This is a genomic window from Pseudomonas sp. (genome assembly GCF_030683065.1).
Lineage (GTDB): Bacteria > Pseudomonadota > Gammaproteobacteria > Pseudomonadales > Pseudomonadaceae > Aquipseudomonas.
Genome location: NZ_JAUXMX010000050.1, coordinates 68,410 through 93,917 on the forward strand (window position 1 = coordinate 68,410; position 25,508 = coordinate 93,917).

The 25,508-nt window shown below is 61.1% G+C and carries 26 protein-coding genes and 2 tRNA genes; 16 read left to right on the forward strand and 12 right to left on the reverse strand.

Features of this window, described 5'->3' with window-relative positions; genetic code table 11:
• The first annotated feature begins 46 nt into the window (after positions 1 to 46).
• A complete protein-coding gene (locus Q8K09_RS16600) occupies positions 47 to 364 on the forward strand; it encodes a YkgJ family cysteine cluster protein (protein ID WP_305256098.1) in 318 nt (105 codons plus the stop codon).
• Between the two features lie 237 nt (positions 365 to 601).
• On the opposite strand, the gene Q8K09_RS16605 is transcribed toward Q8K09_RS16600, so the two are convergent.
• From Q8K09_RS16605 to hemA, 6 genes are all read right to left on the reverse strand, one after another.
• Positions 602 to 1,114, reverse strand: a complete 513-nt coding sequence (locus Q8K09_RS16605; protein WP_305256099.1) for an acyloxyacyl hydrolase — start codon at positions 1,112 to 1,114, stop codon at positions 602 to 604.
• 114 nt (positions 1,115 to 1,228) lie between these two features.
• Positions 1,229 to 2,017 carry a glutamate racemase gene (murI, locus tag Q8K09_RS16610; RefSeq protein ID WP_305256100.1) on the reverse strand — a complete coding sequence of 263 codons (789 nt, stop codon included), beginning with the start codon at positions 2,015 to 2,017 and terminating at the stop codon, positions 1,229 to 1,231.
• Positions 2,007 to 2,768: a molybdopterin-synthase adenylyltransferase MoeB gene (locus tag Q8K09_RS16615; RefSeq protein WP_305256181.1), complete on the reverse strand. Its 762-nt coding sequence runs from the start codon at positions 2,766 to 2,768 to the stop codon at positions 2,007 to 2,009. Before Q8K09_RS16615 ends, murI begins: the two co-directional genes overlap by 11 nt.
• Positions 2,769 to 2,787: 19 nt before the next feature.
• Positions 2,788 to 3,621 (reverse strand): peptide chain release factor N(5)-glutamine methyltransferase, encoded by an 834-nt coding sequence (gene prmC / locus Q8K09_RS16620; protein WP_305256101.1) that lies wholly within the window; start codon positions 3,619 to 3,621, stop codon positions 2,788 to 2,790.
• Positions 3,622 to 3,744: 123 nt separating this feature from the next.
• Positions 3,745 to 4,827 (reverse strand): peptide chain release factor 1, encoded by a 1,083-nt coding sequence (prfA, locus tag Q8K09_RS16625; RefSeq protein ID WP_305256102.1) that lies wholly within the window; start codon positions 4,825 to 4,827, stop codon positions 3,745 to 3,747.
• A 9-nt stretch (positions 4,828 to 4,836) separates the two neighbouring features.
• Positions 4,837 to 6,117 (reverse strand): glutamyl-tRNA reductase, encoded by a 1,281-nt coding sequence (gene hemA, locus Q8K09_RS16630; RefSeq protein WP_305256103.1) that lies wholly within the window; start codon positions 6,115 to 6,117, stop codon positions 4,837 to 4,839.
• A 188-nt stretch (positions 6,118 to 6,305) separates the two neighbouring features.
• Here hemA and Q8K09_RS16635 point away from each other — a divergent pair, with 188 nt between their 5' ends.
• The 10 genes from Q8K09_RS16635 (at position 6,306) to Q8K09_RS16680 (ending at position 14,949) form a co-directional block, all read left to right on the forward strand.
• Complete coding sequence (locus Q8K09_RS16635) at positions 6,306 to 8,036, forward strand: tetratricopeptide repeat protein (RefSeq protein WP_305256104.1); 1,731 nt, start codon at positions 6,306 to 6,308, stop codon at positions 8,034 to 8,036.
• Positions 8,036 to 8,653 carry a lipoprotein insertase outer membrane protein LolB gene (lolB, locus tag Q8K09_RS16640; RefSeq protein WP_305256105.1) on the forward strand — a complete coding sequence of 206 codons (618 nt, stop codon included), beginning with the start codon at positions 8,036 to 8,038 and terminating at the stop codon, positions 8,651 to 8,653. Before Q8K09_RS16635 ends, lolB begins: the two co-directional genes overlap by 1 nt.
• Positions 8,650 to 9,525, forward strand: a complete 876-nt coding sequence (gene ispE / locus Q8K09_RS16645; RefSeq protein ID WP_305256106.1) for a 4-(cytidine 5'-diphospho)-2-C-methyl-D-erythritol kinase — start codon at positions 8,650 to 8,652, stop codon at positions 9,523 to 9,525. The genes lolB and ispE overlap by 4 nt, the downstream gene beginning before the upstream one ends.
• An 18-nt stretch (positions 9,526 to 9,543) precedes the next feature.
• Positions 9,544 to 9,618: transfer RNA gene (locus Q8K09_RS16650), tRNA-Gln, on the forward strand.
• A 55-nt stretch (positions 9,619 to 9,673) separates the two neighbouring features.
• Positions 9,674 to 9,748 (forward strand) — tRNA-Gln (locus Q8K09_RS16655).
• A gap of 46 nt (positions 9,749 to 9,794) precedes the next feature.
• Positions 9,795 to 10,736, forward strand: coding sequence for a ribose-phosphate pyrophosphokinase (locus Q8K09_RS16660; RefSeq protein ID WP_305256107.1), 942 nt, complete (start codon positions 9,795 to 9,797; stop codon positions 10,734 to 10,736).
• A 115-nt stretch (positions 10,737 to 10,851) separates the two neighbouring features.
• Positions 10,852 to 11,469, forward strand: coding sequence for a 50S ribosomal protein L25/general stress protein Ctc (locus Q8K09_RS16665; protein ID WP_305256108.1), 618 nt, complete (start codon positions 10,852 to 10,854; stop codon positions 11,467 to 11,469).
• Positions 11,470 to 11,538: 69 nt separating this feature from the next.
• The gene (gene pth / locus Q8K09_RS16670; RefSeq protein ID WP_305256109.1) at positions 11,539 to 12,129 is read left to right on the forward strand and encodes an aminoacyl-tRNA hydrolase; all 591 of its coding nucleotides are present in this window, start codon (positions 11,539 to 11,541) and stop codon (positions 12,127 to 12,129) included.
• Between the two features lie 33 nt (positions 12,130 to 12,162).
• Positions 12,163 to 13,263, forward strand: coding sequence for a redox-regulated ATPase YchF (ychF, locus tag Q8K09_RS16675; protein WP_305256111.1), 1,101 nt, complete (start codon positions 12,163 to 12,165; stop codon positions 13,261 to 13,263).
• Positions 13,264 to 13,611: 348 nt separating this feature from the next.
• A complete protein-coding gene (locus Q8K09_RS16680; RefSeq protein ID WP_305256112.1) occupies positions 13,612 to 14,949 on the forward strand; it encodes a ferric reductase-like transmembrane domain-containing protein in 1,338 nt (445 codons plus the stop codon).
• 111 nt (positions 14,950 to 15,060) lie between these two features.
• Here Q8K09_RS16680 and Q8K09_RS16685 read toward each other — a convergent pair whose 3' ends face one another.
• The 3 genes from Q8K09_RS16685 to Q8K09_RS16695 are packed head-to-tail and all read right to left on the reverse strand — an operon-like array spanning position 15,061 to position 16,873.
• The gene (locus Q8K09_RS16685) at positions 15,061 to 15,723 is read right to left on the reverse strand and encodes a transmembrane anchor protein (protein WP_305256113.1); all 663 of its coding nucleotides are present in this window, start codon (positions 15,721 to 15,723) and stop codon (positions 15,061 to 15,063) included.
• 10 nt (positions 15,724 to 15,733) lie between these two features.
• Entirely contained in the window at positions 15,734 to 16,471 is a 738-nt protein-coding gene (locus tag Q8K09_RS16690; protein ID WP_305256114.1) for a HupE/UreJ family protein, read from the reverse strand.
• 48 nt (positions 16,472 to 16,519) lie between these two features.
• A complete protein-coding gene (locus Q8K09_RS16695) occupies positions 16,520 to 16,873 on the reverse strand; it encodes a hypothetical protein (RefSeq protein WP_305256115.1) in 354 nt (117 codons plus the stop codon).
• A 118-nt stretch (positions 16,874 to 16,991) separates the two neighbouring features.
• Between Q8K09_RS16695 and Q8K09_RS16700 the strand changes: the two genes are divergently transcribed.
• Complete coding sequence (locus tag Q8K09_RS16700; protein WP_305256116.1) at positions 16,992 to 17,282, forward strand: metal-sensing transcriptional repressor; 291 nt, start codon at positions 16,992 to 16,994, stop codon at positions 17,280 to 17,282.
• 116 nt (positions 17,283 to 17,398) lie between these two features.
• Here the strand turns inward: Q8K09_RS16700 and dsbG are convergent, their stop codons facing one another.
• The 3 genes from dsbG to dsbD are packed head-to-tail and all read right to left on the reverse strand — an operon-like array spanning position 17,399 to position 20,741.
• The gene (dsbG, locus tag Q8K09_RS16705; protein WP_370869556.1) at positions 17,399 to 18,169 is read right to left on the reverse strand and encodes a thiol:disulfide interchange protein DsbG; all 771 of its coding nucleotides are present in this window, start codon (positions 18,167 to 18,169) and stop codon (positions 17,399 to 17,401) included.
• Positions 18,170 to 18,171: 2 nt separating this feature from the next.
• The gene (locus tag Q8K09_RS16710; RefSeq protein WP_305256118.1) at positions 18,172 to 18,981 is read right to left on the reverse strand and encodes a TlpA disulfide reductase family protein; all 810 of its coding nucleotides are present in this window, start codon (positions 18,979 to 18,981) and stop codon (positions 18,172 to 18,174) included.
• Complete coding sequence (dsbD, locus tag Q8K09_RS16715) at positions 18,981 to 20,741, reverse strand: protein-disulfide reductase DsbD (protein ID WP_305256119.1); 1,761 nt, start codon at positions 20,739 to 20,741, stop codon at positions 18,981 to 18,983. The genes Q8K09_RS16710 and dsbD overlap by 1 nt, the downstream gene beginning before the upstream one ends.
• Positions 20,742 to 20,916: 175 nt before the next feature.
• Between dsbD and Q8K09_RS16720 the strand changes: the two genes are divergently transcribed.
• The 4 genes from Q8K09_RS16720 (at position 20,917) to Q8K09_RS16735 (ending at position 25,269) form a co-directional block, all read left to right on the forward strand.
• Positions 20,917 to 21,612: a response regulator transcription factor gene (locus Q8K09_RS16720; protein WP_305256120.1), complete on the forward strand. Its 696-nt coding sequence runs from the start codon at positions 20,917 to 20,919 to the stop codon at positions 21,610 to 21,612.
• Positions 21,609 to 22,943: an ATP-binding protein gene (locus Q8K09_RS16725; protein ID WP_305256121.1), complete on the forward strand. Its 1,335-nt coding sequence runs from the start codon at positions 21,609 to 21,611 to the stop codon at positions 22,941 to 22,943. Before Q8K09_RS16720 ends, Q8K09_RS16725 begins: the two co-directional genes overlap by 4 nt.
• A gap of 374 nt (positions 22,944 to 23,317) precedes the next feature.
• Positions 23,318 to 23,629 carry an I78 family peptidase inhibitor gene (locus Q8K09_RS16730; RefSeq protein WP_305256122.1) on the forward strand — a complete coding sequence of 104 codons (312 nt, stop codon included), beginning with the start codon at positions 23,318 to 23,320 and terminating at the stop codon, positions 23,627 to 23,629.
• Positions 23,630 to 23,730: 101 nt separating this feature from the next.
• Complete coding sequence (locus Q8K09_RS16735) at positions 23,731 to 25,269, forward strand: sigma-54-dependent transcriptional regulator (RefSeq protein WP_305256123.1); 1,539 nt, start codon at positions 23,731 to 23,733, stop codon at positions 25,267 to 25,269.
• The last annotated feature ends 239 nt before the right edge of the window (positions 25,270 to 25,508 follow it).

The window sequence follows — 25,508 nt, forward strand, 5'->3', positions numbered from 1 at the left end:
CGACCCGATACAATGCAGTACCGCGCCTGGCGTACACTGCACCACTATGACCGACCCAAACCACATTCCCCTCAGCCAATTGCCCAGTGAACCCGCGGTCAGTTGCAGCAACTGCGCCGCTTGTTGCTGCCAACTGGAAGTCATGCTGATCACCGACACCGGGGTGCCGCCACGTTTTATCGCCACCGATGACTGGGGCGGCGAAGTCATGCATCGTCTGGATGATGGCTGGTGTGCGGCGCTGGATCGCGACAGCATGCGTTGCACCATCTATGAGGTGCGCCCGCTGATCTGCCGTGAATTCGAGACGGCCTCCCCCGAATGCCTGGACGAACGTCGTGGCATGACCAGCATTTATCGCTGAATCGGGTTTATTGCAGAATTAAAAATCGGCCAACCAGCGACGGACGCTAAGTCCTGTCCGGGAATGGCAAGCAACCGCAAATTGCAGGCTGGCGCCGAGGAACGCAGCCCAATAAAACCAACCTGCCTGGCTTCGCAGAGCGGAGCCTGGGCGGCTTGACCTACGCGGCACGACCTGCGCGGCTCGACCTGCGCGGCCCGACTCTACCGACAAATATCCGTGCTTTCGAACAGTCTGCTAAAAACTCAAACGGTAATGCAGGGTATAAGCCTCGGCGCCGTCATTCGGATTTTTCAGCCCGGCGTTGGAATAGTGCACGGCGCGCAGACCGACTTCCTGGCCGGCAAAGCGCACCCCGAAGCCGAGGCGATCTTCAAACTGCAAGGACGAACCCAGGTCATTGTCTTCCAGTTCGGTGCTGCTGAACGCGGCCAAGCCAATTCCCGCCTCGACATAGGGCCGCACGGTGTCGCCGGCGAACTCGTAAACAAACACGGGAATGAACGACAGGCTGTGGTTGCTCGCCGTATCGTCGCCTTGCCAGTAGGTATAACCGGCATCCCAGTAACCTGTCAGGCGTCCGCTGTCGTACTGACGCAAGGTGCCGAAATCGAACTGGGTGCCCAACCGATAAACCATGGTCGAATCACCGGACTGGCCGATGGCGAAGGTCACATCGGCAGCTTGCACTGCGCAGGCCGGCCCCAGGATCAAGGCCGCAAACGCAGCCGCAGGAAACAACTTGGTCATTGGGATATCCTTTTTCATCCGGCGGCAGGAGCGCCACCCTTCGCTGCTGAAAGTATAGAAATTTTTATTCCTAGCGAAAGGCTGGAAAGAAATAAAGGTGCAGCCTTGCCACAATCACAGCGCCTGCACAGGCACCGACTCGCCCCACAACTGCGGCAATACTGCCTGCATGCTCAGCGGTTCAGCGCTCGACCAGAAGCGCGCCGCCTGCGCCGGCCCAGTAGCCAGTAACTGGCGCTCGCCGAGCACATAGCGCAGTTGCCGTGCGACCGCGGCCCCAGTGTCGATCAGGCTGACTGACTCGGGCAGTAGCTGACGCAACAGTGGCTTGATAAAGGGGTAATGGGTACAGCCGAGAATCAGCGTGTCACAGCCTTCAGCCAAGAGCGGTTGTACCCAGTCGCGCAGCATATCGCGGGTCTGCGCACTATCCAGTTCGCCAGCCTCGATACGCTCGACCAGCCCCGGACACGGCTGGGTAATGACCCGCACGTCACTGGCAAAGCGGTCGAGCAAAGCAGCGAACTTGGCGCTTTTCAGGGTACCGGTTGTGGCCAGCACCCCGACTACGCCCGAACGAGTCGCGGCGGCAGCCGGCTTGACCGCCGGCTCCATGCCGACGATAGGCAGCTGCGGGTACAGCTCGCGCAATTCGGCAACCCCAGCCGCGGTTGCCGTATTGCAGGCCAACACCAGCGCCTTGGCGCCTTGCTCGAGGAGAAATGCGGCGAGATAGCGACAACGCTCGCGGATAAATTCCGGGCTCTTCTCGCCATAAGGCACATGACCGCTGTCGGCTACATAGAGCAGCGATTCATTGGGCAGTAGCGCACGAATCTCGCCCAGCACCGACAGACCGCCGACGCCGGAATCGAATACGCCGATTGGCGCGTCATTGCCCATGGCCAATACCGCCACAGACGCTGCACGCCGGGTCACGCTTGACCCGCAGCTCACGAAAGCGCGAACCCAACGCATCGATCAGGAGCAAACGACCGACCAGCGGCTCACCGAATTGTGCCAATACCTTCAAGGCTTCCAGAGCCTGCAGGCTACCGACCAAGCCCACCAGCGGGCCGACTACCCCGGCCTCGCTGCAGGTCAGTTCGGCTTCGCTGCCGTGGCCGTACAGGCAGTGGTAACACGGGCTATCGGCACGCCGTGGATCGAACACCGAGAGCTGCCCTTCCAGGCGAATCGCCGCGCCGCTGACCAGCGGCTTGCGCGCCGCCACACAGGCAGCGTTGACCGCCAGGCGGGTGGCAAAGTTGTCCGAGCAGTCCAGCACCAGGTCCACCGCGCTGACTGCCGCCACCAGCGAGTCGCTGTCCAGCGCCTGGCGATGGGCCTGCAGACGAAGTTGCGGATTGATCGCCAGCAGACGCCGCGAGGCCGAATCGACCTTGCTCTGACCGACGCTCTGGGTGTCATGGACGATCTGCCGCTGCAGGTTGGTCAGATCCACCGTGTCGAAATCCGCCAGGTGCAATTCACCAACCCCGGCAGCGGCCAGATACAGTGCCACCGGCGAGCCCAGCCCACCCAGGCCGACGATCAGCGCGCGGCTGTTTTTGAGGCGTAACTGACCGTCGATATCGATCTGTTGCAGCAGGATCTGCCGGCTGTAGCGCAGCAGTTCTTCGTCAGTCAGCATGTCTTGCGGGCTCATGGCGTCACTCATTATCGAAGCGTCCCAGACTGATGCGCTCATGGCCGCCCAGGTCACGCCGGCTTTCCACCGCGCTAAAACCGCGCGCACTAAGCAGCTCACGTACCGCCGCGGCCTGGTCGAAACCATGCTCCAGCAGCAACCAGCCTGCCGCTTGAAGATAGTCCGGGGACTGCTGGATGATCAGGCGAATATCGTCCAAACCATCCGCGCCCGCCACCAGGGCGCTGCTCGGCTCGAAACGCACATCGCCTTCGGCCAGATGGCGATCATCGGCAGCGATATAGGGCGGATTGCTGACGATCAGCTGATAGCGCTGACCTGCCAGGGCGCTAAACCAGTGGCTTGCAACAAAGCTGGCATTGGCCAGCTTGAGTCGTGCGCGATTGCGCTCGGCCAAGGCCACCGCCTCCGCCACGCGATCCACACCGGTTAGTCGCCAGGCTGGCCGTTCACTGGCCAGGGCCAGGGCAATCGCACCGGTGCCGGTGCCCAGGTCGAGCAGCGCGGCAGGCGTGGCCGGCAGCAGCGCGAGCACGGTCTCCACCAGCAGTTCGGTATCCGGACGCGGAATCAGGGTGTGCGAGGCCACCTCCAGCTCCAGGCTCCAGAAACCCTGCTGACCGAGGATATAGGCCACCGGCTCGCCGGCCTGACGCCGCGCCAGCGCCGCCTGATAACGCTCCAGCTGCGGCGCGTCGAGCTCGCGTTCCGGCCAGGTATGCAGATAGCTGCGCGACTTGCCGAGGGCATGGGCGAGCAGCAGCTCGGCATCCAGCCGTGGGGTGGGCGAGTCGGGCAGTTCGGCGTTGTTGAGCAGGGCTTCGATAGTGGCCATGACATTCGTCTGGTGGAGATTTGTAGGGTGGACAACCGCGCAGCGTTGTCCACCAGCGACGCCGTGGTGGAAAACCGCTTTGCGGGTTTTCCACCCTACAAGTTATCGGTTATCCGAAGCAGATCAATCGCCCAACGCGGCCAACTGATCGGCCTGGTATTCGACCAGCAGCGGTTCGATCACGGCCTCAACGCCGCCAGCCATCACTTCATTGAGCGAATACAGGGTCAGGTTGATGCGGTGATCAGTGACCCGCCCCTGGGGAAAGTTATAGGTACGAATACGCTCGGAACGATCACCGGAGCCCACCAGCAATTTACGCGTGTCGGAAATTTCCTTGTGCGCGGCGGCGTCCTGCTGATCCTTCAATTTGGCCGCCAACCAAGCCATGGCCCGTGCACGGTTCTTGTGCTGGGAGCGTTCTTCCTGGCATTCGACCACGGTACCGGTGGGGATGTGGGTGATGCGGATCGCTGAGTCGGTGGTGTTTACGTGCTGGCCACCGGCACCGGAAGAACGGTAGGTATCGACGCGCAAGTCGGCCGGATTGATATCGATTTCGGCCTGTTCATCCGGCTCGGGCAACACAGCCACGGTACATGCCGAGGTGTGGATGCGACCCTGGGATTCGGTTTCCGGCACTCGCTGTACGCGGTGCGCGCCAGACTCGAACTTGAGCTTGCCGTAGACATTCTCACCTTCGACCCGAGCAATCACTTCCTTGAAGCCACCGTGTTCGCCTTCACTGGCAGAGAGAATCTCGACCCGCCAGCCGCGCCGTTCGGCGTAGCGCGAATACATGCGAAACAGGTCGCCGGAAAAGATCGCAGCCTCGTCGCCGCCAGTACCAGCACGCACTTCGAGGAACACATTGCGACCGTCGCGGGGATCTTTGGGCAACAGCATGCGCTGCAGGTTGTCTTCCAGTTCGACGAGCTTCCCTCTGGCTTCGGCAACTTCTTCCTCAGCCATTGCACGCATGTCCGGGTCGCTGTCCTTGAGTAGCGCCTGGGCGCCCTCAAGGTCGGCTTGCACCTTGCGAAACGCCCGGAACGCGCTGTTAACCGGTTCAATTTCGGCATATTCGCGCGAGTAGGCCCGGAACTGGCTCTGGTTGCTGATTACCTCAGCATCGCCAAGCAGTGCAGTCAGCTCTTCGAAGCGATCCTGCAGCATGTCGAGTTTGTTGATCAGTGACGCTTTCATTGCAGGCCTTTATTTATTGACCGAACCGGACGGCGCGCCCTCATCGAGGGCAAAGAGTTCCTGAGCCACACCGAGCGCATCGACGCGACCGTCGGCAGACAGTTTTTTCAGCTGCACGCTGGGCGCATGCAGCAGCTTGTTGGTCAGCCCGCGCGCCAGTTGCACCAGCACCTCTTCGGCCGCGCTGCCGTTATTAAGCAGGCGCAAAGCCTTGGCTAATTCTTCGTCACGTAACCGCTCGCCCTGCTGGCGATAGGCTTTTAGCACATCCACCGCAGCCAGCTCGCGCAGGCGCAGCATGAAGGTCTCGGCGCCCACGGCGACCAGTTCTTCGGCCGCCTGCGCGGCGCCCTGACGGCTTTTCAGATTCTCCGCAATCACTTCATGCAGGTCGTCGACGGTATACAGGTAGACATCGTCAAGCTCACCGACCTCGGCTTCGATGTCGCGCGGCACGGCGATGTCGACCATAAAGATCGGCTTGTGCTTGCGCTTCTTCAGCGCCCGCTCGACTGCACCTTTGCCGAGAATTGGCAATTGGCTGGCGGTGGAGCTGATGACGATGTCGCTATTGATCAATTCATCCGGGATTTCCGAGAGCAACACCGCATGCGCACCGAACTGTTCAGCCAGGGTGCTGGCACGCTCCAGGGTGCGGTTGGCCACCACAATGCGCTTGATACCCTGCTCGTGCAGGTGCCGCGCCACCAGGCTAATGGTCTCACCGGCACCGATCAGCAGCGCCTGACTGCGGTGCAGATCAGTGAAAATCTGCTTGGCCAGGCTCACCGCGGCAAACGCCACCGACACCGGATTTTCGCCAATTGCAGTATCGGTGCGCACGGTCTTGGCGGTACTGAAAGTGGCCTGAAACAAGCGCCCGAGCAGCGGACCGACAGTGCCCGCCTCGCGCGCCACGGCGTAGGCCGACTTCATTTGCCCGAGAATCTGCGGCTCGCCCAACACCATCGAATCCAGCCCGCAGGCCACGCGCATCATGTGACGCACTGCCGCGTCGTCTTCAAGCACATAGGCGCAAGCACGTAACTCGTCGAGGCTGAGCTGGTGATACTCGGCCAGCCAGACCAGCACCCCATCGACAGTCAGTGCATCCTGTTCGAGGTACAGCTCACTGCGGTTGCAGGTCGACAGAATTGCCGCCTCACGGCTATCCGTACGTTGGCAAAGCTGCTGCAAAGCCTCGACCAAATGCTCCGGAGAAAAAGCCACGCGCTCGCGCACGGCCACCGAAGCAGTTTTATGGTTGATACCGAGAGCAATAAAGGCCATGCAAAGTCGCTGACAGGAAGATAAGCGCGCAATTGTCCTACTTCGACAGAGTGAGAACAACCACCGCAGTTTATTGTCCTAATAAGTCACCAGCCAGCTATCGGGCCTTGCCCCATGGGCTTGCCCTAATGCTTGTGTCATGATGCCCCGACCCCAGGTTAGTCGCCGTTCTCTCTATGATTTTCTCTATGAATAGATCATTCGCGTTACTGACCGCCCTTGCTTTGTTGAGTGGCTGCCAGACTTTTACCTTCTCCGACCCAGACGGCACACCGCCCGTGGAAGAAGCTTCTGTTGTAGCAGAAGCGCCAAAGCCCGAAGCCTACGCGTCGTTCAGTCAGGAAACCCTGCTCGCACTGCTCGTCGCCGAACTGGCCGGGCAGCGCGACCGCTTCGATATTGCCATCAGCAACTACGTGCAACAGGCCCAGGAGACCCAGGACGCCGGCGTGGCCGAGCGTGGCTTCCGGATTGCCGAATACCTTGGTGCCGAGCAGGCCGCCCTGGACACTGCACTGATCTGGGCGAAGAACGCCCCAGACAGCCTGGATGCCCAGCGCGCAGCCGCCATCCAACTGGCCCGCACGGGCAGCTATGACGAATCCATGACCTTCATGGAACAGGTACTGCAACGTAAAGGCGACACACACTTCGACTTTCTCGCCCTGTCCGCCATGGAAACCGACCCAGATACCCGCGCCGGCCTGCTGCAGAGCTTCGATCGACTGCAAAGCAAATACCCGGACAACGGCCAACTGCTTTTCGGCAAAGCCTTGCTTCTGCAGCAGGACGGTCGCCCGCAGGAAGCGTTAGAGCTACTCGACGCGCAATCGGCCAACCAACGAGAAATCCCGCCGCTACTGCTCCATGCACGACTGTTGCAAAGCCTGGACCGCGGCGCTGAAGCCCTGCCACTGCTGCAAAAAGGCATCCGCCTGCACCCTGACGACAAACGCCTGCGCCTGACCTATGCGCGCCTGCTGGTCGAACAAGACCGCCTGGCAGAAGCCAAAGGCGAATTCGCCTCGCTGCTGCAACAGTTCCCCCAGGATGACGACCTGCGTTTCTCGCTCGCGCTGGTCTGCCTGGAAGCCAAATCTTGGCGCGAGGCCATCGTCTACCTCGAAGAACTGATCGAACGTGACAGTCATGTCGATGCCGCCCATTACAACCTGGCCCGCGCCTACGAAGCGCTCGGCGAAAAAGACAGCGCCCTGATCGAATATGCACTGGTCGGCCCTGGCAACGACTTCCTCCAGGCCCAGGCGCGCCAGGCGCAATTGCTGTTCGACAACAAGCGCCAGGCAGAAGCCTCAAAACTCCTAAGTCAGGCCCGCACAGCAGAGCCCGACTACGCCATCCAGCTCTACCTGATCGAAGTGGAAGCCCTGACCAGCAACGAGCAGCAGGAACAAGCCTGGCAAATGCTGCAACAAGCGCTGGAACAATTCCCCGACGACCTCAACCTGCTTTACACCCGCGCCATGCTCGCCGAGAAGCGCGACGATCTGGATCTGCTGGAGCAGGACCTGCGCTTCATTCTCGAGCGCGAACCAGACAACAGCATGGCGCTCAACGCGCTGGGCTACACCCTGGCCGACCGTACGACGCGCTACGCAGAAGCCAAGGTACTTATTGAGCAAGCCCTGCAGCTCAACCCCCAAGACCCGGCAATTCTCGACAGCCTGGGCTGGGTCAACTATCGCCTGGGCAACCTTGACAAGGCCGAACAGCTGCTGCGCCAGGCACTGGAACGCTTCCCTGACCACGAAGTCGCCGCCCACCTTGGCGAAGTACTCTGGGCTCAGGGCAAGCAGCGTGAGGCGCGCAAGGTCTGGAGCACAGCCCTCAAACAGCAGCCTGACAGCACAATATTGCGCAGCACCCTGCTGCGCCTGACCGGATCAGAGACGTTTTGATGTTTGTTCGCCAACTCCTCGTATTCAGTTTGATCGTCCTGCTCACCGGCTGCGCTGGCCTGACCTCCCGCGAAGCCCTCGAAGGCCAGGGCAGCCCGGCGCTCTGGCAAAGCCATAAGCAGCAGATCGGCCGCCTCGACGCTTGGCAAATAAGCGGCAAAGTCGGCATCCGCGCGCCCCAGGATTCAGGCAGCGGTACCTTGTTCTGGCTGCAACGCCAGGACTACTACGACATTCGCCTGTCAGGCCCGCTGGGCCGCGGCGCCGCGCGCCTGACCGGGCGCCCAGGCGACATCCAGCTGGAAGTCGCCAACCAGGGCCGCTACCAGGCCGCCTCACCGGAACAACTGCTGCAGCAACAGCTGGGCCTAAACCTGCCGGTCTCGCACCTGCTGTGGTGGATTCGCGGCCTTCCTGCACCTGACAGCAGAAGCCGCCTGACCCTCGACAGCGACAGCCGCCTGGCGCAACTGAGCCAAGACGGCTGGCAGGTCGAATACCTGCGCTACGTCGAACAGGATGGCTACTGGCTGCCCGAGCGCCTCAGGCTGAACGGTCATGACTTGCAGGTCACCCTGGTGATCAAGGACTGGCAACCGCGCCAGCTCGGCCAATGAGCGCGCCGGCAATTCCCGCCGCAGCCGAACTGAGGCTGCCGGCGCCGGCCAAACTCAACCTGATGCTGCACATCACCGGTCGCCGCGCAGACGGTTATCACGAACTGCAAACCCTGTTCCAGTTTCTCGACTTCGGTGATGAGCTGGGGTTTGCGGTACGCGCAGACGGCGTAATTCGCCTGCACAGCGACATTCCCGGAGTAGCCCACGACAGCAACCTGATCGTGCGCGCCGCCCGCGCCCTGCAACAACAGTCGGGCTGCACACTGGGCGCCGACATCTGGCTGACCAAACGCCTGCCCATGGGCGGCGGCATTGGCGGCGGCAGCTCGGACGCAGCAACCACCCTGCTCGGGCTCAATCACCTCTGGCAGCTGCACCTGGACGAGGATCGCCTGGCCGAACTGGGCCTGACCCTGGGCGCCGACGTACCGGTTTTCGTTCGCGGCCGTGCGGCTTTCGCCGAAGGGATCGGCGAAAAAATCACCCCAGTTACCCTCAGCGAACCCTGGTTTCTCGTGGCAATTCCACAAGTCCTTGTCAGTACTATGAAAATTTTCTCTGACCCTGAGTTGACACGGGATACTCCGACCATTAAAGTTCGCAGCCTTCTTGAGGGGGTCAGTCGTAATGACTGTCAGCCAGTCGTCGAGAAGCGTTACCCAGAAGTACGTAACGCGCTGATCTTATTGAACAAATATGTATCGGCAAAAATGACTGGCACTGGAGCTTGTGTGTTTGGGAGCTTCCCAAACAAGGACGATGCTGATAAAGTCGCCCGCCAACTTCCAGCAACTCTGCCAAGTTTTGTGGCAAAGGGGCGTAACATCTCGATGTTGCACCGCGCGCTAGAAGTTGTGGCAAAGAAGTAAATGCGTAGCATCAGTTACAGGGGCGTCGCCAAGCGGTAAGGCAGCAGGTTTTGATCCTGCCATGCGTTGGTTCGAATCCAGCCGCCCCTGCCATTACTGCCCTCGGGCAGCGATACACTGACAAGCAGCATTGGGTTACACACGTTACAGGGGCGTCGCCAAGCGGTAAGGCAGCAGGTTTTGATCCTGCCATGCGTTGGTTCGAATCCAGCCGCCCCTGCCATTTTCTATACTCATCCAGGTATACCCTCAGCCGGCAGGTACTGCGCGTGTCCAAGATGATGGTTTTTACGGGGAACGCTAACCCCGATCTGGCGCGACGTATCGTACGTCAGCTGCACATCCCCCTCGGCGATGCTTCTGTCGGAAAATTCTCCGACGGCGAAATCATGATTGAAATCAATGAGAACGTTCGCGGTAAAGACGTTTTTCTGATTCAGCCGACGTGTGCGCCAACCAATGACAATCTGATGGAACTGGTAGTGATGGCTGACGCCTTCCGCCGCTCCTCAGCCTCCCGAATCACAGCAGTCATCCCCTACTTCGGTTATGCCCGCCAGGATCGCCGTCCGCGCTCCGCTCGCGTGGCAATCAGCGCCAAAGTCGTGGCCGACATGCTCACTGTAGTGGGTATCGACCGGGTTCTTACCGTCGACCTGCATGCGGATCAGATTCAAGGCTTCTTCGATATCCCGGTAGATAACATCTACGGCTCACCAGTTTTGGTGGATGACATTGAAGACCAACGCTTTGAAAACATGATGATCGTCTCCCCGGACATTGGTGGTGTGGTGCGTGCGCGTGCCGTGGCCAAGTCCTTGGGTGTTGATCTGGCAATCATCGACAAGCGTCGTGAAAAAGCCAACCACTCCGAAGTGATGCACATAATCGGTGACGTGGAAGGCCGCACATGTATCCTGGTCGATGACATGGTGGATACCGCCGGCACCCTGTGCCATGCGGCGAAAGCGCTGAAAGAACACGGCGCATCGAAAGTCTTCGCCTACGCCACACACGCCGTACTGTCTGGCCGTGCGATCGAGAACATCGAAAACTCCGTACTCGACGAGCTGGTGGTGACCAACACCATCCCGCTGTCAGCCGCCGCGCAATCCTGTTCGCGTATTCGCCAACTGGATATCGCTCCGGTAGTCGCTGAGGCGGTTCGCCGTATCAGCAATGAAGAATCGATCAGCGCGATGTTCCGCTAACCCGGCCATCACCCTGAGCGCAACACGCCTCACTGTGCCAGTGGGGCTTATTACCTAACCGTCCGGTCGCTGGTCGCAAGCGTAAAGGGCGGTTTGGTTATTTTGGAGAAGTGAAATGACTGTTGAATTTGCCCTGAATGCTGAAGTGCGTTCCGACCTGGGGAAAGGTGCGAGCCGCCGCCTGCGTCGTAACGTTGCCATGGTTCCTGCCGTCATCTACGGTGGCGAAAAAGCCCCGATGTCGATCAGCCTGCTGGCCAAAGAACTGGCCAAACTGCTGGAAAACGAAGCTTCGTTTAGCCACGTTCTGACCCTGAACGTTGCCGGCAGCAATGAAAGCGTGCTGATCAAAGCTCTGCAGCGCCACCCAGCCAAAGGCCACGTGCTGCACGCTGACTTCGTTCGCGTTGTCGCCGGCCAGAAACTGACCGCTCACGTACCCCTGCACTTCCTCAACCAGGAAAGCTCGGTTGGCGTTAAGCAGCAAGCTGGCGAAGTCTCCCACGTAGTCGTGGAAGTAGAAGTTTCTTGCTTGCCGAAAGACCTGCCGGAATTCATCGAAGTCGACATGGCTGCGGTTGAAGTCGGTCAGATCGTTCACCTGTCCGACCTCAAACTGCCAAAAGGCGTTGAGCTGGTTGCACTGGCTCACGGTAACGACCTGGCAGTGGCCAACATCCACGCCTCGCGCGTTGCCAAAGACGTAGAAGAAGGCGAAGGCGCTGCCGAGTAACTCTCGCACCGCCGGAAAACAGCCTGAGCGCACCAGCGTTCAGGCTATTTCCACGAAAGGGCTCCTGACATGACTGCCGTACAACTGATCGTCGGCCTGGGTAACCCAGGCCCTGAATACGACCAGACCCGGCATAATGCAGGGGCCCTTTTCGTTGAGCGCCTGGCCCACAGCCAAGGCGCCAACCTAAGTGTTGATCGCAAATATTTCGGCCTGACCGGCAAATTCAGCCATCAGGGCCGCGACGTTCGCCTGCTGATCCCCACCACCTTCATGAACCGCAGCGGCCAGGCCGTAGCGGCATTGGCGAATTTCTTCCGCATACCGCCGGAAGCTATTCTGGTGGCTCACGACGAACTCGACATGCTCCCAGGCGTCGCCAAACTCAAACAGGGTGGCGGGCACGGCGGGCATAATGGGCTACGCGATATCATCGCCCAGCTCGGCAACCAGAATAATTTTTATCGCCTGCGGCTTGGCATTGGCCATCCCGGGCACAGCAGCATGGTCTCCAACTTCGTCCTCAGCCGCGCACCGCGCAGCGAACAGGAACTGCTGGATACCAGCATCGACTTCGCCCTCGGCGTATTGCCGGAAATCCTCGCAGGGGATTGGAGCAAAGCGATGCACAAACTGCACAGTCAGAAAGCCTCCTCTTAACTCTTCACCGCCATTTCGCGCGAGGGACACACCATGGGATTCAACTGCGGCATCGTCGGCCTGCCCAACGTCGGCAAGTCCACCCTGTTCAACGCCCTCACCAAATCCGGGATTGCGGCAGAGAACTTCCCCTTCTGCACCATCGAACCGAACACCGGTATCGTACCGATGCCCGACCCACGTCTCGCTGCGCTGGCCGCCATCGTCAATCCCAAGCGAATCCTGCCGACCACCATGGAATTCGTCGACATCGCCGGCCTGGTCGCTGGCGCATCCAAGGGCGAAGGCCTGGGCAACAAGTTCCTCGCCAACATCCGCGAGACCGACGCCATCGCCCACGTAGTGCGCTGCTTCGAAGACGAAAACGTGATCCACGTATCCAACAGCGTCGACCCCAAGCGCGATATCGAGATCATTGACCTCGAACTGATCTTTGCCGACCTCGACAGCTGCGAGAAGCAACTGCAGAAAGTCACTCGCAACGCCAAGGGCGGCGACAAGGACGCGGCTGCGCAGAAAGGCCTGCTGGAGCAACTGATTAGTCATTTCAGCGAAGGCAAGCCAGCGCGCAGCTTGATGAAGAGTTTGAGCGCTGATGAGAAAGCGTTGATCCGCGGCTTCCACCTACTCACCAGCAAGCCGGTGATGTACATCGCCAACGTCGCCGAAGACGGCTTCGACAACAACCCGCTGCTCGACGTAGTCCGCGCCATCGCAGAAGAAGAAGGCGCGATCGTGGTGCCGGTGTGCAACAAGATCGAAGCGGAAATCGCCGAACTCGACGACGGCGAAGAAAAAGACATGTTTCTCGAAGCCCTGGGCCTCGAAGAGCCAGGCCTCAACCGCGTAATCCGCGCCGGCTACGAAATGCTCCACCTGCAGACCTACTTCACTGCTGGTGTCGAAGAAGTCCGCGCCTGGACCGTGCGTGTCGGTGCCACTGCACCGCAGGCCGCTGGCGTGATCCACACCGACTTCGAGAAAGGCTTTATTCGCGCCGAAGTCATCGCCTACGACGACTTCATCCAGTACAAGGGCGAAGCCGGCGCTAAAGAAGCCGGCAAATGGCGCCTGGAAGGCAAGGAATACATCGTCAAAGACGGCGACGTCATGCACTTCCGCTTTAACGTCTAAGCGCGACGCCGGATCCCGGCGGACGCTGACAGACCCCGAACCCCCGTACTCACCCTGTGATACGGGGGTTTTCTTATCCCGCAGCGGCCACCGCGATTCGTTGTGATCCGAGTTTTAACCCGGTCGAACACTACCGCGCATATATAAGGCTATGTACCCATTGCCTGCTGTGAGGTGATGAGTCATGTCTCAATGGGAACAGCAGGCTCTCAACCTTCGCGCTGACGCGATCACGTTGTTTGTAACTAATTGATCTGTAGCAGGGTTTCTGTGGTTACTGGGAAATAGTGTCCTGCGGTGCCTGCCTGTCGTTGAGAATACCTGTCTAGTCTTGCGACAGAGCCCGAAATGAAGAACATCAAGATAGCCTTGTGGGGATTGCTGATAGGTTTAACCCTGCTCTGGGCACTGGCAGATACCTTCCTGCCGCAGCCGCTGAGCTATTTCTCGCTGCGCACGGTGCTGGTGCAATACACCGGCATCATCGCGATGGCGGCCATGAGCGTGGCAATGATGCTGGCTGTGCGCCCGCGCCGCCCCGAACCGCTGTTGGGCGGACTGGACAAGATGTACCGGCTACACAAGTGGCTGGGCATCAGCGCGCTGGTGTTTGGCAGCATGCACTGGGTATGGGCCAAAGGGACCAAGTGGGCGGTCGGCTGGGGCTGGCTGAGTAAACCGCTCAAGGGTGGCGGTGCGGGCCCGGAACTTGGCACCATTGAGCAGTTGCTGCGTAGCCAGCGTGGGTTGGCCGAGACGCTCGGCGAGTGGGCGTTCTACGCAACCGTTGTGCTGATCATCCTGGCGCTGGTCAAGCGCTTCCCCTACCGCTGGTTCGCCAAGACCCACACCATTCTGGCCGCACTCTACCTGGTGCTGGTGTTCCACACGGTGGTGCTGGTCAAATTCGCCTACTGGTCCCAGCCGGTCGGCATAGTCACGGCCCTGCTGCTGGTCGGTGGCAGTCTGGCGGCGTTCCAGGCGCTGTTCAAGCGCATCGGAGCCCGGCGCAAGGTCCAAGGTGAAATACAAACCCTGACCCAGTACCCGGAACTGCATGTGCTGGAAACCCACATCGCACTGCAAGCGGGCTGGCCCGGGCACAAGGCTGGTCAGTTTGCCTTCGTCACCTCGTCAGAATCGGAAGGCGCCCACCCCTACACCATCGCCTCGGCCTGGGACCCGCAGCAGGCGCAAGTCACCTTTATCACCAAAGCCCTGGGCGACCATACCAGCCGACTGCCGCAGACCCTGCACGTGGGCGATCGGGTGACGGTAGAAGGACCCTACGGCTGTTTCACCTTCGAAGACCAGAAGCAGCGGCAAATCTGGATCGGTGCCGGGATCGGTATCACTCCATTTGTGGCGCGGCTAAAGCAACTGGCACTGGAGCCTGATCGTCAGTACAGCATCGATCTGTTCCATCCGTCCGCCGAGTACTCGTCCCAGGCCATTGATAAATTGCGCGCCGATGCTGCCGCTGCGGGGGTCAGGTTGCACCTGTTGGTCGCCGATCAAAACGGCCGCCTCAATGGCGAACGCCTACGCGGGGAAATTCCAGACTGGCAGGATGCCAGCATCTGGTTCTGCGGGCCTACGGGCTTTGGCAAGGCCCTGCGTGATGACCTGGCGGCCCACGGCCTGAGGCCAGCAGATTTCCATCAAGAGTTGTTCCAGATGCGCTGAGCATCCGGCTGAGTGGCCGCACTGGTAATTTCCGGGAAACCCACCCGGTAATACTCAGGCAGCCACTTGAATAAAAGTGGCTGGACTTAGCGAAGCCCAGCCTTGTACTCGTCAGATCACCCGCTTGATGGCGATGTAATCACCCTCGGTACGCAGGGTGACGTTAACAGGCTTGTTGGTGCGATTACGCCAGAACCAACCGTGATTACCATCGAAGGCTGCCTCCAGCACGCCCTGATCCTCGGCGGTGGCGCGGCCCTTGCCATAGCCGTGATAGAACTCGCGCGGCGCATTGTAGGGGTCACCATGGGTGTCGTAGTTCACCACGCTACCGTTGGCCGTCCAGAAGTACTTCACCTGGGTGCCCTTGAGCATCTCCACCTTGATCTCGGCGCCCTGGCCGGGCGCCAGAGAAACACTCATTTCATGCGTCTGCCCTTTTGTTTCAGGCGCCTCTAGCGCCGCTACAATCGCCGGTTCAGCAACCACGGCAGGCTGAGGAACAGCTTGCAGTACCGGCTCGGGCGCCGCTGCAGCACCAGCAACAGGCGCTACGGCATCGGCGGCGGCTTCTTCGGCCAGTAGCAACTTGACCTCGCCCATCTGGGTAAGCCCCAGCATACGACCGGCCCCGGTGGGGTCGATGGCGTATTCCGAGGGCATGACCACGGTTACCAGCAGGACCATGGCGGCGATCAGGGCAATCACCGTCGAGCGCAACAACTGCTGGCTGCTGGGCATTTCGTTAAGGGCAGGTATCTTGCTGTTGAACATGAGAAATTCCTTACTGAGAGACGATCAGGCCGGTGAGCTGGTAACCCATTAACAGGAAACCGGCGCTCATCAAGGCGACGTTAGCGGTGTAGGCATGGCGCCAGAAGCTGGCGGTGCGCCGCCAGTAGCCCATCAGAATGAGAATGCTGCCGAGAGCCAGAAGCTGGCCGATCTCGACGCCGACATTGAAGGCGAGCAGGTTAGGAATCAGGCCATCCGCCGAAATCTCGTACTCCTGGATCTTGCTGGCCAGGCCGAAGCCATGCAGCAAACCGAAGATCAGCGTGGCCGCGCGGGTGTCAGGCTGGTAACCAAACCAGCGCTGGAAGGCGCCCAGGTTATCCAGCGCCTTGTAGACCACCGAGAAGCCGATGATGGCGTCGATCACGTAGGCACTGATGCTGATTTCCGCCAATACGCCAAACAGCAGGGTGACGGTGTGGCCGACAGCGAACAGGCTGACATACAGCGCCACGTCCCTTAGACGGTAGAGAAAGAAGATCACCCCTAACAGAAACAGCAGGTGGTCGTAGCCGGTGATCATGTGCTTGGCGCCCATATAAATGAACGGCATCACCATCACCCCCGCGCTTTCCTGGATAAAGCCCTTGTCGCCCTCGGCAACCGCGTGGGCCAGCGCCTCGGGCATACCCAGAACGAGCAATGCCATAAACAACAGCACCAGTGCTAGTGAGCGGTGCGGGCGCACAGCAGATGCGCCAAGGGCGCTTATAAAAAGCGAATGCATGGTTAAGTCCTAAATTGCAGTGGTCTTGGACCGCAGGCGCGGCCTGTGTCAGATCGCCAACAGGGAACGCGGCGGGCGCTCAATCAGAAAGATGGGGCCGAGCGAAATCGAATAGCGCGGTGCTTCTATCGGCACCGCGCGCACTGACAACGTACCGATACTCAGCAGTGCGGGCAGGTGCGGTGTTTCATGCACATGGTCGGCTGCCAGCGAGGAATGGTAATGATCCGCACATGCCGTACAGGTAAATGCGCCGCCGCCGTGGGTATGGGCCTCATCATTGCCGCTCCAGGCGGACTGGCTCGAACCCGTGAACAGCGCAGGGGCATGCCCGGCCCAGGCCATCAGAATGGCGAGAGCAAGGGCAAATATCACCTTGGCGCGGATGGGCGTACTGAGCATGCGGCGGCTCTTTTCAATGCCTGAACGGTTGGCTTTTCTGGCAGGGAAGCAGGTTTGCCATATCCCCCCCGGGGGGATAGCATGCGAGCGTAATTCATCGATGCATGAGACTCAAGGCATGAGCGATCACGAACATGGCCATCAGCACCAAAGTCATAGCGATATCATCAAAAGGTTGAAGCGTGCCGAGGGCCATCTGCGCAGCATTGTCGGCATGATCGAGGACGGCCGCGCCTGCGTAGACCTCGCCCAGCAACTGCATGCGGTAGAAAAAGCCGTCTGCCAGGCCAAACGCACCCTGATTCAGGATCACATCGACCACTGCCTGGAACATGCGCTTGCCGCTACCGACGCGCGCGGCGAGGCCACGGCGCTGAGCGACTTCAAATTGATCACCAAGTACCTCTGAGCACTTGCCTGGGTTATCTGCTGTTCACGCGGCTGATACGCCGCTTTGGCGTCGAACTGCAGTAACGGCTGTGGCGAAAAAGGGCCGACCAGCCCCCTCCCCCTCCTGACATCAGTTCAGGAGCGCGGCCCCATGATTTGTTTAAGAACCTGCGGCCCCGGTGCGCCGAGTTGCTGGCGCAGCTGGCCGCTTTCGTCCAGGTAGAAAATGGCTGGCGTGGCGGATGCGCCCAGCTCAGCCATCAAGGTGATGTTGTCATTGAGCTGCTGCTCGATAGCGCTTGGGATTTCGTCCAGTGCCTGCAACTTGCTGGCCTTGCCGGCGGACTCATGGGCATGCAGCGCGGCCTGCTGATCGTTGGCGCTCAACAGCGTAGCCGCCTTAGCGAGGCTGTCTTGCCGCAGCATGCCCACCATCACGTGACGCACCTGCACATCACCGGCCTCGACCCAGGGCCGCGCCTGTTTCCAGAACATGTTGCAGTAGGGGCAGTTGGGGTCGGAAAACATATAGACGATGCGTGGCGCGCTGGCGCTGCCGTCGGCAATCCAAGTGCTGCTGGCTAGCTTGGCCAGCCGCTCCTGGCCCAGGGGTTCGTATACCAACTGCTCCAGCGGCTGACGGGAAAGATCCTCGCCTTGAGCATTGAGCAGGCTGCCAATCAGCACATGCTCACCATCGGCCGTCAGGTAGAGCGCGACGCCCTGGCCGTTGTAGCGCGCGGCATAACCCTGCAGGCCGCTCGGTGCATCGAAGCGCTCGACAATTTCAGCGCCACGCGCCTCGACCGCCTGGATTGCAGCGGGCCACTCCTGGGCCTGCGCCAGTGGCATAGCCAGCAAGGGCAGAGTCGATAGCAGTACAGTCCGGCAGATGGGGCGCAGCATGGTCATTGATCCTTTTTCAGCACTTCAAGCGCGCGAGCCAGGCTGGCGCGGGACAATTCACCCAGGTGGCTGCCAACCTGGCGGCCCTCGGCGTCGTAGAACAGTGTGGTTGGCAAGGCCATGGAACCGACGCGCTGACCAAGCCGGCCACCAGTGTCCAGCAGGACGTTGTCCAGCCCCAGGGCTTCGGCCTCAAGGTACCGGCTAACCTCGCCTTGGCCTTCGCCCTGATTGACGAACAGGATGGTCAGCTCAGGATTATTCCGTTGCGCGTCGGCCAATACCGGCATTTCGCGGCGGCACGGCGGACACCAGGTCGCCCACAGATTGACCACCAAGGGCTTGCCGACATAATCCTGCAGCGCCACCGTGGCTCCGTTGCTGTCTCTAAACGACAGCGGCGGCAGGCGGGTGCCCTGCTCAAGCCCATACAAGGTCAGGCTGCCCAGGCCCCAGCTCAGTACGCCAACGGCCAGCGCACAAGCCAGCGGTTTCCTGACGGCGTGTGTGCGCCAGGCTTGCCAGGCACCGAGCAGCAGGGCTGCCAGCAAGCCAGGCCAGGCGATAAAGCCGCCATCACGGATATCCAGGGCCTGCCAGGGTTGATCGCGGTAGTGCTCGAGATACACGGTGACAAACGCAAGCCGGGCGACCAGCAAGGCCACCAGCAGCAAGCGAAACAGCTGCTTCTCGGGGTTTACCGCGTTACGCCTGCCGACGTACCAACCGGTAAAAATCGCCAACAACAGGCTGAGCATCAACAGCACATGGGCAGTGCTGAGTGCCAGCGGCCCAATATTGATCGTCAACATCAACCACGCTCCTTGGTATTGGTCCATATCTGTAAAAACCGCTCGGCATCCACCGCGCCGGTAATCCGCTGTGAGCGCCGCTCCTCACCGTCCGGGCCAATCCACAGCAGCGTGGGCGGGCCCAGTACGTCAAAGCGGCTGAGTAGCTCACGGCTCGCCGCATTGCTCTCGGTCACGTCGGGGCGCAATACGCGCACGCCCTGCAGGCTGGCCTGCACCTCGGAATTGCCGAACACGGTTTTCTCCATGATTTTGCACGACACACACCAGTCCGCGTAGTAATCCACCAACACCCACTGGCCCTCGGCCTTGGCGGCGGCCAGCTCGCGTTCCAGCGCGGCCGGCTCGTTCATGCCAATAAAGTGCTGCGCGTTAGGGCTGGCTAAAACGCTGGTACCGGCATAGACCTTGAGCGGCTGCATGGGATCACTGGCGCCACCGGCAGCACCCAGCAGCATCGCCATACCCCAGATGCCCAATAGCGCACCACCCGCCTTGCTCAGGCTGCGGTGTTGCTGCACCTGACGCGCCAGCTGCAGCAGGGCACTGGCCAACACAATCAGCAGCGCACCCCACAGGCCAAGCCAGATCGACTCCGTCAGTAGCGGGCGGATCACCAGCAACGCGGTGACCAGGAACAGGAAACCGAATACCACCTTGACCCGATCCATCCACGCACCCGGTTTCGGCAGGAAGCGATTGCCCAGGGTCACCAGCACCACCAGCGGGGTGCCGATCCCCAGCCCCAGGGCAAACAGCACCAGGCCGCCGTGCAGCGCGTCACCACTCTGTGCGATATACAGCAGGGCGGCGGCCAGCGGTGCAGTCATGCACGGCCCGACCAATAGACCGGAGAACACACCGAGCCCGCTGGCACCCACCAGGCTGCCGCCTTGCTGCGTGCGCCCGGCATTTGCCAGGCGGTCCCGCAGGGCCGCCGGCAACTGCAACTCGAACAGGCCGAACATCGGCAAGGCCAGCAGCACAAACAGCGCGGCGAAGCTGGCCAGCAGCCAGGGTTGCTGCAGCAGGCCTTGCAGGCTGGCCCCCATCAAGGCCGCAACCACGCCCAGCGCGGCGTACACCAGCGCCATGCTCACCACATAAGCCGTCGCCAGCGCCAATCCGCGACGCGGCGAGGCACCGCTGCCCACCACGATGCCGGCAAGAATTGGCAGCATCGGCAACGAACACGGGGCAAAGGCCAGCAGCAGGCCCAGGCCGAAGAATACCAGCAGGCCCAAGACCAGGTTCTGATTCAACAGACCCTCAGCCAGGGCTTCATCGTCGGCCAGCAGCGGCCCCTGTTCGGTCGGCGAACCCGCACCGGGCAGATCAATCTGCCGGGTCTGCGGCGGATAGCAGAGTCCGGCATCGGCGCAGCCTTGCCAGCCTACCTGGATGCTGGCGGAATGGCCGGCCGGCAGGGTCAACGCCAGGCGCTCACGATAGATCTGCGAGTCACCGAAGTATTCATCGCTATAGGCCAGCCCCGGCGGCAACTCAGGCTCGACGCCAGCAGGCAGGTCGCTGAACTGCAAACGGTGCTGATAGAGGTAGTATCCGGGGGCGATATCCCAGCGCAACAGAGTGTCACCATTGGCCTGCGGCTCGACGCTCAGGTCGAACGCCTGCTCGACACGGAGAAACTCTGCCTGCGGGGCATTGTCTGCCAGCAGTGGATTGGCTGAAAAACTGAAGGCCTGCACCGGCTGCAGTAGCCCGGCCCACAGCAGTGAAAACAGCAAGAACGTCCGCATGCAGAACCACGCCTTGGAATGTCGAGGCGCAGAGCATTGCAGTTGGCGGTTAACTGAGGATTAACGGAGGGCCAATCAGCGCACATGGCCGCCGCCAGTTATGATTTCTTGCCCAGAGATAATTCCGGCTTAATTCTGCTAGCGGATACTGCAACCTCCATCACGGACTGGTTCCATGTACATATTGCTGACCGAAGACAATGCCTTGATTGCCAGCGGCGTCGTGGCGGGGCTCACCGCCCAGGGCTTTCGCGTGATGCATGCCGCGACCGCTGCAGAAACCGAGGCACTGCTGCGCACCGTCCAGTTCGATGCACTGGTGCTGGACCTCGGCCTGCCGGATGAAGATGGCTTGAGCCTGCTGCGCCGCCTGCGCCAGCGCGGTGTGGCGCTGCCTGTGCTGCTGCTGACGGCCCGCGACTCGGTGGTTGACCGTGTTTCGGGCCTGCAGGACGGTGCTGACGATTACCTGGTCAAACCCTTCGACTTGCGTGAGCTGGCCGCGCGCCTGCATGCCTTGCTACGCCGCGCCGCCGGACGCGCCAGCCCGCAGGTCGAGCATGGCCCGTTGCGGTATGACCCGGTGGCCTGCCAGGCGTTTCTGAATGATCAGTTGGTCGACCTGTCGCGCCGCGAGCAAGTCCTGCTGCAGGCATTGCTGCAGAAACCAGGGCGGATTCTAAGCAGCGAACAGCTCAAGGATGCGATCTATGGCCTCGACGGTGAGGTAGAAAGCAACGCCCTCAACGTGCACATCCATCACCTGCGACGCAAGCTGGGTAGCGGCATCGTCGAGACGGTTCGCGGCCTGGGTTACCGCCTGGGCCCGGCGGGGCATCCCGCCAACACTGCCGAGAGAAGTACCTCATGAGCCTGCGCCTGCGCCTGACCCTCATCCTTGGCTCAGCCTTCGTGCTGCTCTGGTCGCTGGCTGCAGTGTGGATGCTGTTCGACCTGCGCAACCAGCTGATGCTTACACTCGATCAACGACTGGCGTCCTCGGCCCGCATGGTCGCAGGCCTGCTGGTGCAGCTGCCACAACTGCAGCAAGGGGCGTCAGGTGCTCCGCTCAGCACTGAGCGGCTGGGCATGCCCGAAGGCATTGCCTGTCAAATCAGCTCGGTGCGCGGGGAGATCCTGGCGAGCAGCCGCACGGCACCGGACAGCGTCCTGGGCGTTGAGGACACCGGCTTTGGTGAGCGAACCATTGGCGATATCACCTGGCGCACCTTCACCCTCATCGAAGGTGATATGCGCGTGACCACCGCCGATCGTCTGGATGAGCGCGACACGCTCAAACAGTCCATTTTGCTGACCGCTGCGGCCCCTGTCCTGGTGGCTCTGCTAGGGAGTTTGCTCGTTCTATGGCTAGGCCTTAGCCGCGAATTGTCACCCTTGAAGCGTATCCGCCAGGCACTTGCCCAGCGCAGTGTCGACAGCATTGAACCGCTGAATGTCGACGGGCTTCCCCGAGAACTGCAACCGCTGGTGGCAGCACAGAACCAGCTGTTTCAACGGATTGCCCAGGCCATCGAGCGCGAGCGGCGGCTAACCGATGATGCTGCCCATGAACTGCGCAGCCCGCTGACGGCGATTAAAACCCACCTGCAGGTTGCCAGCATGACCGAAGGTGAAACCGCTCGGCAGGCATTGGCGTCTGCCGAGGCCGGTGCCGATCGCCTGCATCAGACCCTAGAGCAGCTGCTGCTACTTGCACGAGTAGAGGGCAAGCTGCCCTTTGACGAAAACCTTCAATACAGCGCCGCTGAAGTGGCCAGCATGGCCATCAGCGATACCCAATTGCAGGGCAAGCACCCTATCGAGTTGCACCTGCTCGACGCCAGTGCGCAGCGCTTGCTCGATATGCCGCCAAGCCTTGCCATTGCCGCCTTGCGCAACCTGCTGGACAACGCCCAGCGGCATACTCCGGCGGGCACTGCGGTCAGCCTGACGGTGCAGTCGCGCGGGGAAAACGTCTGCTTTAGCGTGCGCGACTCTGGGCCTGGGGTGAGCACAGACAAGCTCAAGCATCTGACCGAACGCTTCTGGCGCAACTCGGCGGGTGAAGGCAGCGGCCTTGGTCTTTCCATCGTCAACGCCATCGCCGAACGCTGTGGCTGCGCGCTTGAGTTTGTCAGCAGCGGCAATGGGCTGTGTGTGAATTTGCTGGTAGTTACAAGAACGGGACGCTCAGCGCTTTAACCAACACGCGATAACTCGCACCTGGCTGCGCGCCCTCCTGACCGGATGGGACCAGGGCGACAACTGCCCGCGCCGTGCATGTTCTGCGGCGGCGCAGCCGCTGTTTACGCGCATCACGCGCGCCTCGCGAAAGCCTCATCGACGGTGCAATTTTCAATAGCCTGATGAGCTGGAGATGCCCTGAACACGCCGAGCCAGACCTGGATCGTTGGTCGACTAATAGTCATTACCCCGTCAATCGCGGCATAGTGTTGGAGAACTCCGGCCGGGTACGTATCTGTATAGAGCAACATGCTCGCCCTAACGGCGTCGGATCAAGCACACACATCACTTCGCGCGCATTTCGCCTTGGCGCCCGACAAAAGGATTATTCCATGTACCGCAAACGACTCCCCTGCACCCTGACCTTGCTGCTCTTGCTGGCTGGCTGCAGCTCGCCAGATGGCGCCCGGACAACTGGCGCACAGCCCGTCAACAGCGACGGCACCTGCAACGCCGAAGCCGTGCAAAACATGCTGGGCAAGACCGCGACCGCCGAGCAGGTTGAACAAGCACGCCTGCACTCCGGTGCGCAAAGCGTTCGCGTATTGGCGCCCGGTGATGCAGTGACCCTGGACTACAACTCGCGGCGCCTGAATATCGATATCGACGAAGCCGAAGTGATCGAGCGGATCAACTGCGGCTGAACCGTTAAGTATCATCTGCACGTGATACGGCCAGCGGCTTAAATAAGCCGCGCAGACCGGGCATACTGCTGCACCTGTAATCGAGCCGGTTCCTCGCCCGCATGCGCATCCACGTCAGCTTTATCGACCGCGTTGGTATCACCCAGGAAGTCCTGGCTCTGCTCGGTGGGCGCAATCTCAACCTGGATGCGGTGGAGATGGTGCCGCCGAACGTCTACATCGACGCGCCGACCCTCAGCGCCGTAGTCCTCGACGAGCTGCGCGAGGCGCTGTTCAAGGTGCATGGCGTGCAGGCGGTGACCATCGTCGACATCCTGCCCGGCCAGCGCCGGCGCCTGCAGCTCGATGCGTTACTCGCGGCGATGACCGACCCGGTACTGGCAGTGGATGGCGAGGGTTGCGTGCTGCTGGCCAATCCGGCGCTGGTTGCCCTGTGTGGGCGTGAAGTGGAAGGCTTGTCGCTTGGCGAGCTGTTCGCCGACCCGGCCTTGCACAGCGCACTGCTGGATCAGCAATTTCGCCTGCCGCTGCGCGAGGTCACCCTCAACGGTCAGGCGCTGTTACTCGATGCCATGCCGATCAGCGAAGCCGCCGACACCGGCCAGCCTCAGCTCGCAGGTGGCCTGCTCACCCTGTATGCGCCGAGCCGGATCGGCGAGCGTCTGGCGGCGCTGCACCACGACCACGCCGAGGGCTTCGATTCGTTGCTCGGCGAATCGCCGTCGATCCGCACCCTGAAAACCCGCGCCCTGCGCGTCGCCAGCCTGGATGCGCCACTGTTAATCCAGGGCGAAACCGGCACCGGCAAGGAGCTGGTGGCGCGCGGTTGCCATGCCATCAGCGCGCGTAATACCGCCTCTTTCCTAGCGCTTAACTGCGCGGCATTGCCGGAGAACCTCGCCGAAAGCGAGCTGTTCGGCTATGCCCCTGGTGCCTTTACCGGGGCTCAGCGCGGCGGTAAGCCGGGCCTGCTGGAACTGGCCAACCAGGGCACGGTATTTCTCGACGAGATCGGCGAGATGTCGCCTTATTTGCAGGCCAAACTGCTGCGTTTTCTCAGTGACGGCACCTTCCGCCGGGTCGGTGGCGAGCGTGAGGTCAAGGTCAATGTGCGCATCCTCAGCGCCACCCACCGCAACCTGGAAAAAATGGTCAGCGAAGGCACCTTCCGCGAAGACTTGTTCTACCGCCTCAACGTGCTCAACCTGGAAGTGCCGCCGCTGCGCGAGCGTGGCCAGGACATCCTGCTCCTGGCCCGGCATTTCATGCAGCAAGCCTGCGCGCAGATCCAGCGCACGCAGTGCCGGCTGACGCCAGACACCTACCCGGCGCTGCTCGGCAACCGCTGGCCGGGGAACGTACGTCAGTTGCAGAACGTAATCTTCCGCGCCGCCGCAATCTGCGAAAGCAACCTGGTGCAGATCGACGATCTGGACATCGCCAGCACCGCCGTAGCGCCGCAACTGCTCGACGGTGAGATTGGCAGCCTGGAAGGTGCCGTGGCCGGTTTCGAGAAAGCGCTGCTGGAAAAGCTCTACCTCAGCCACCCTTCCAGCCGGCAACTGGCCGCGCGCCTGCACACCTCGCACAGCGCCATCGCCATGCGCCTGCGCAAGTACGGGATTTCCGGCAAGGGCTGAGAGCGTGTGAAAAAACTCTCGCCGACTGCGATTTTTTCACAAACCCTGAGAGGCTGAAGCCGCGTTCACTGGCACGCAGCGCTTCTGTAGGATGTGGCGGGCCGCGTAGGCTTGAGCGTAGCGATACCCATCGATCGGTTGCATAACCGCCGGGATTGTTGATTGGCCGCCCATCGTCGCGATGGGTATCGCTACGCTCAACGCCACCCTACGGGTTGGCAGTCGCAGCGCTTTTGTAG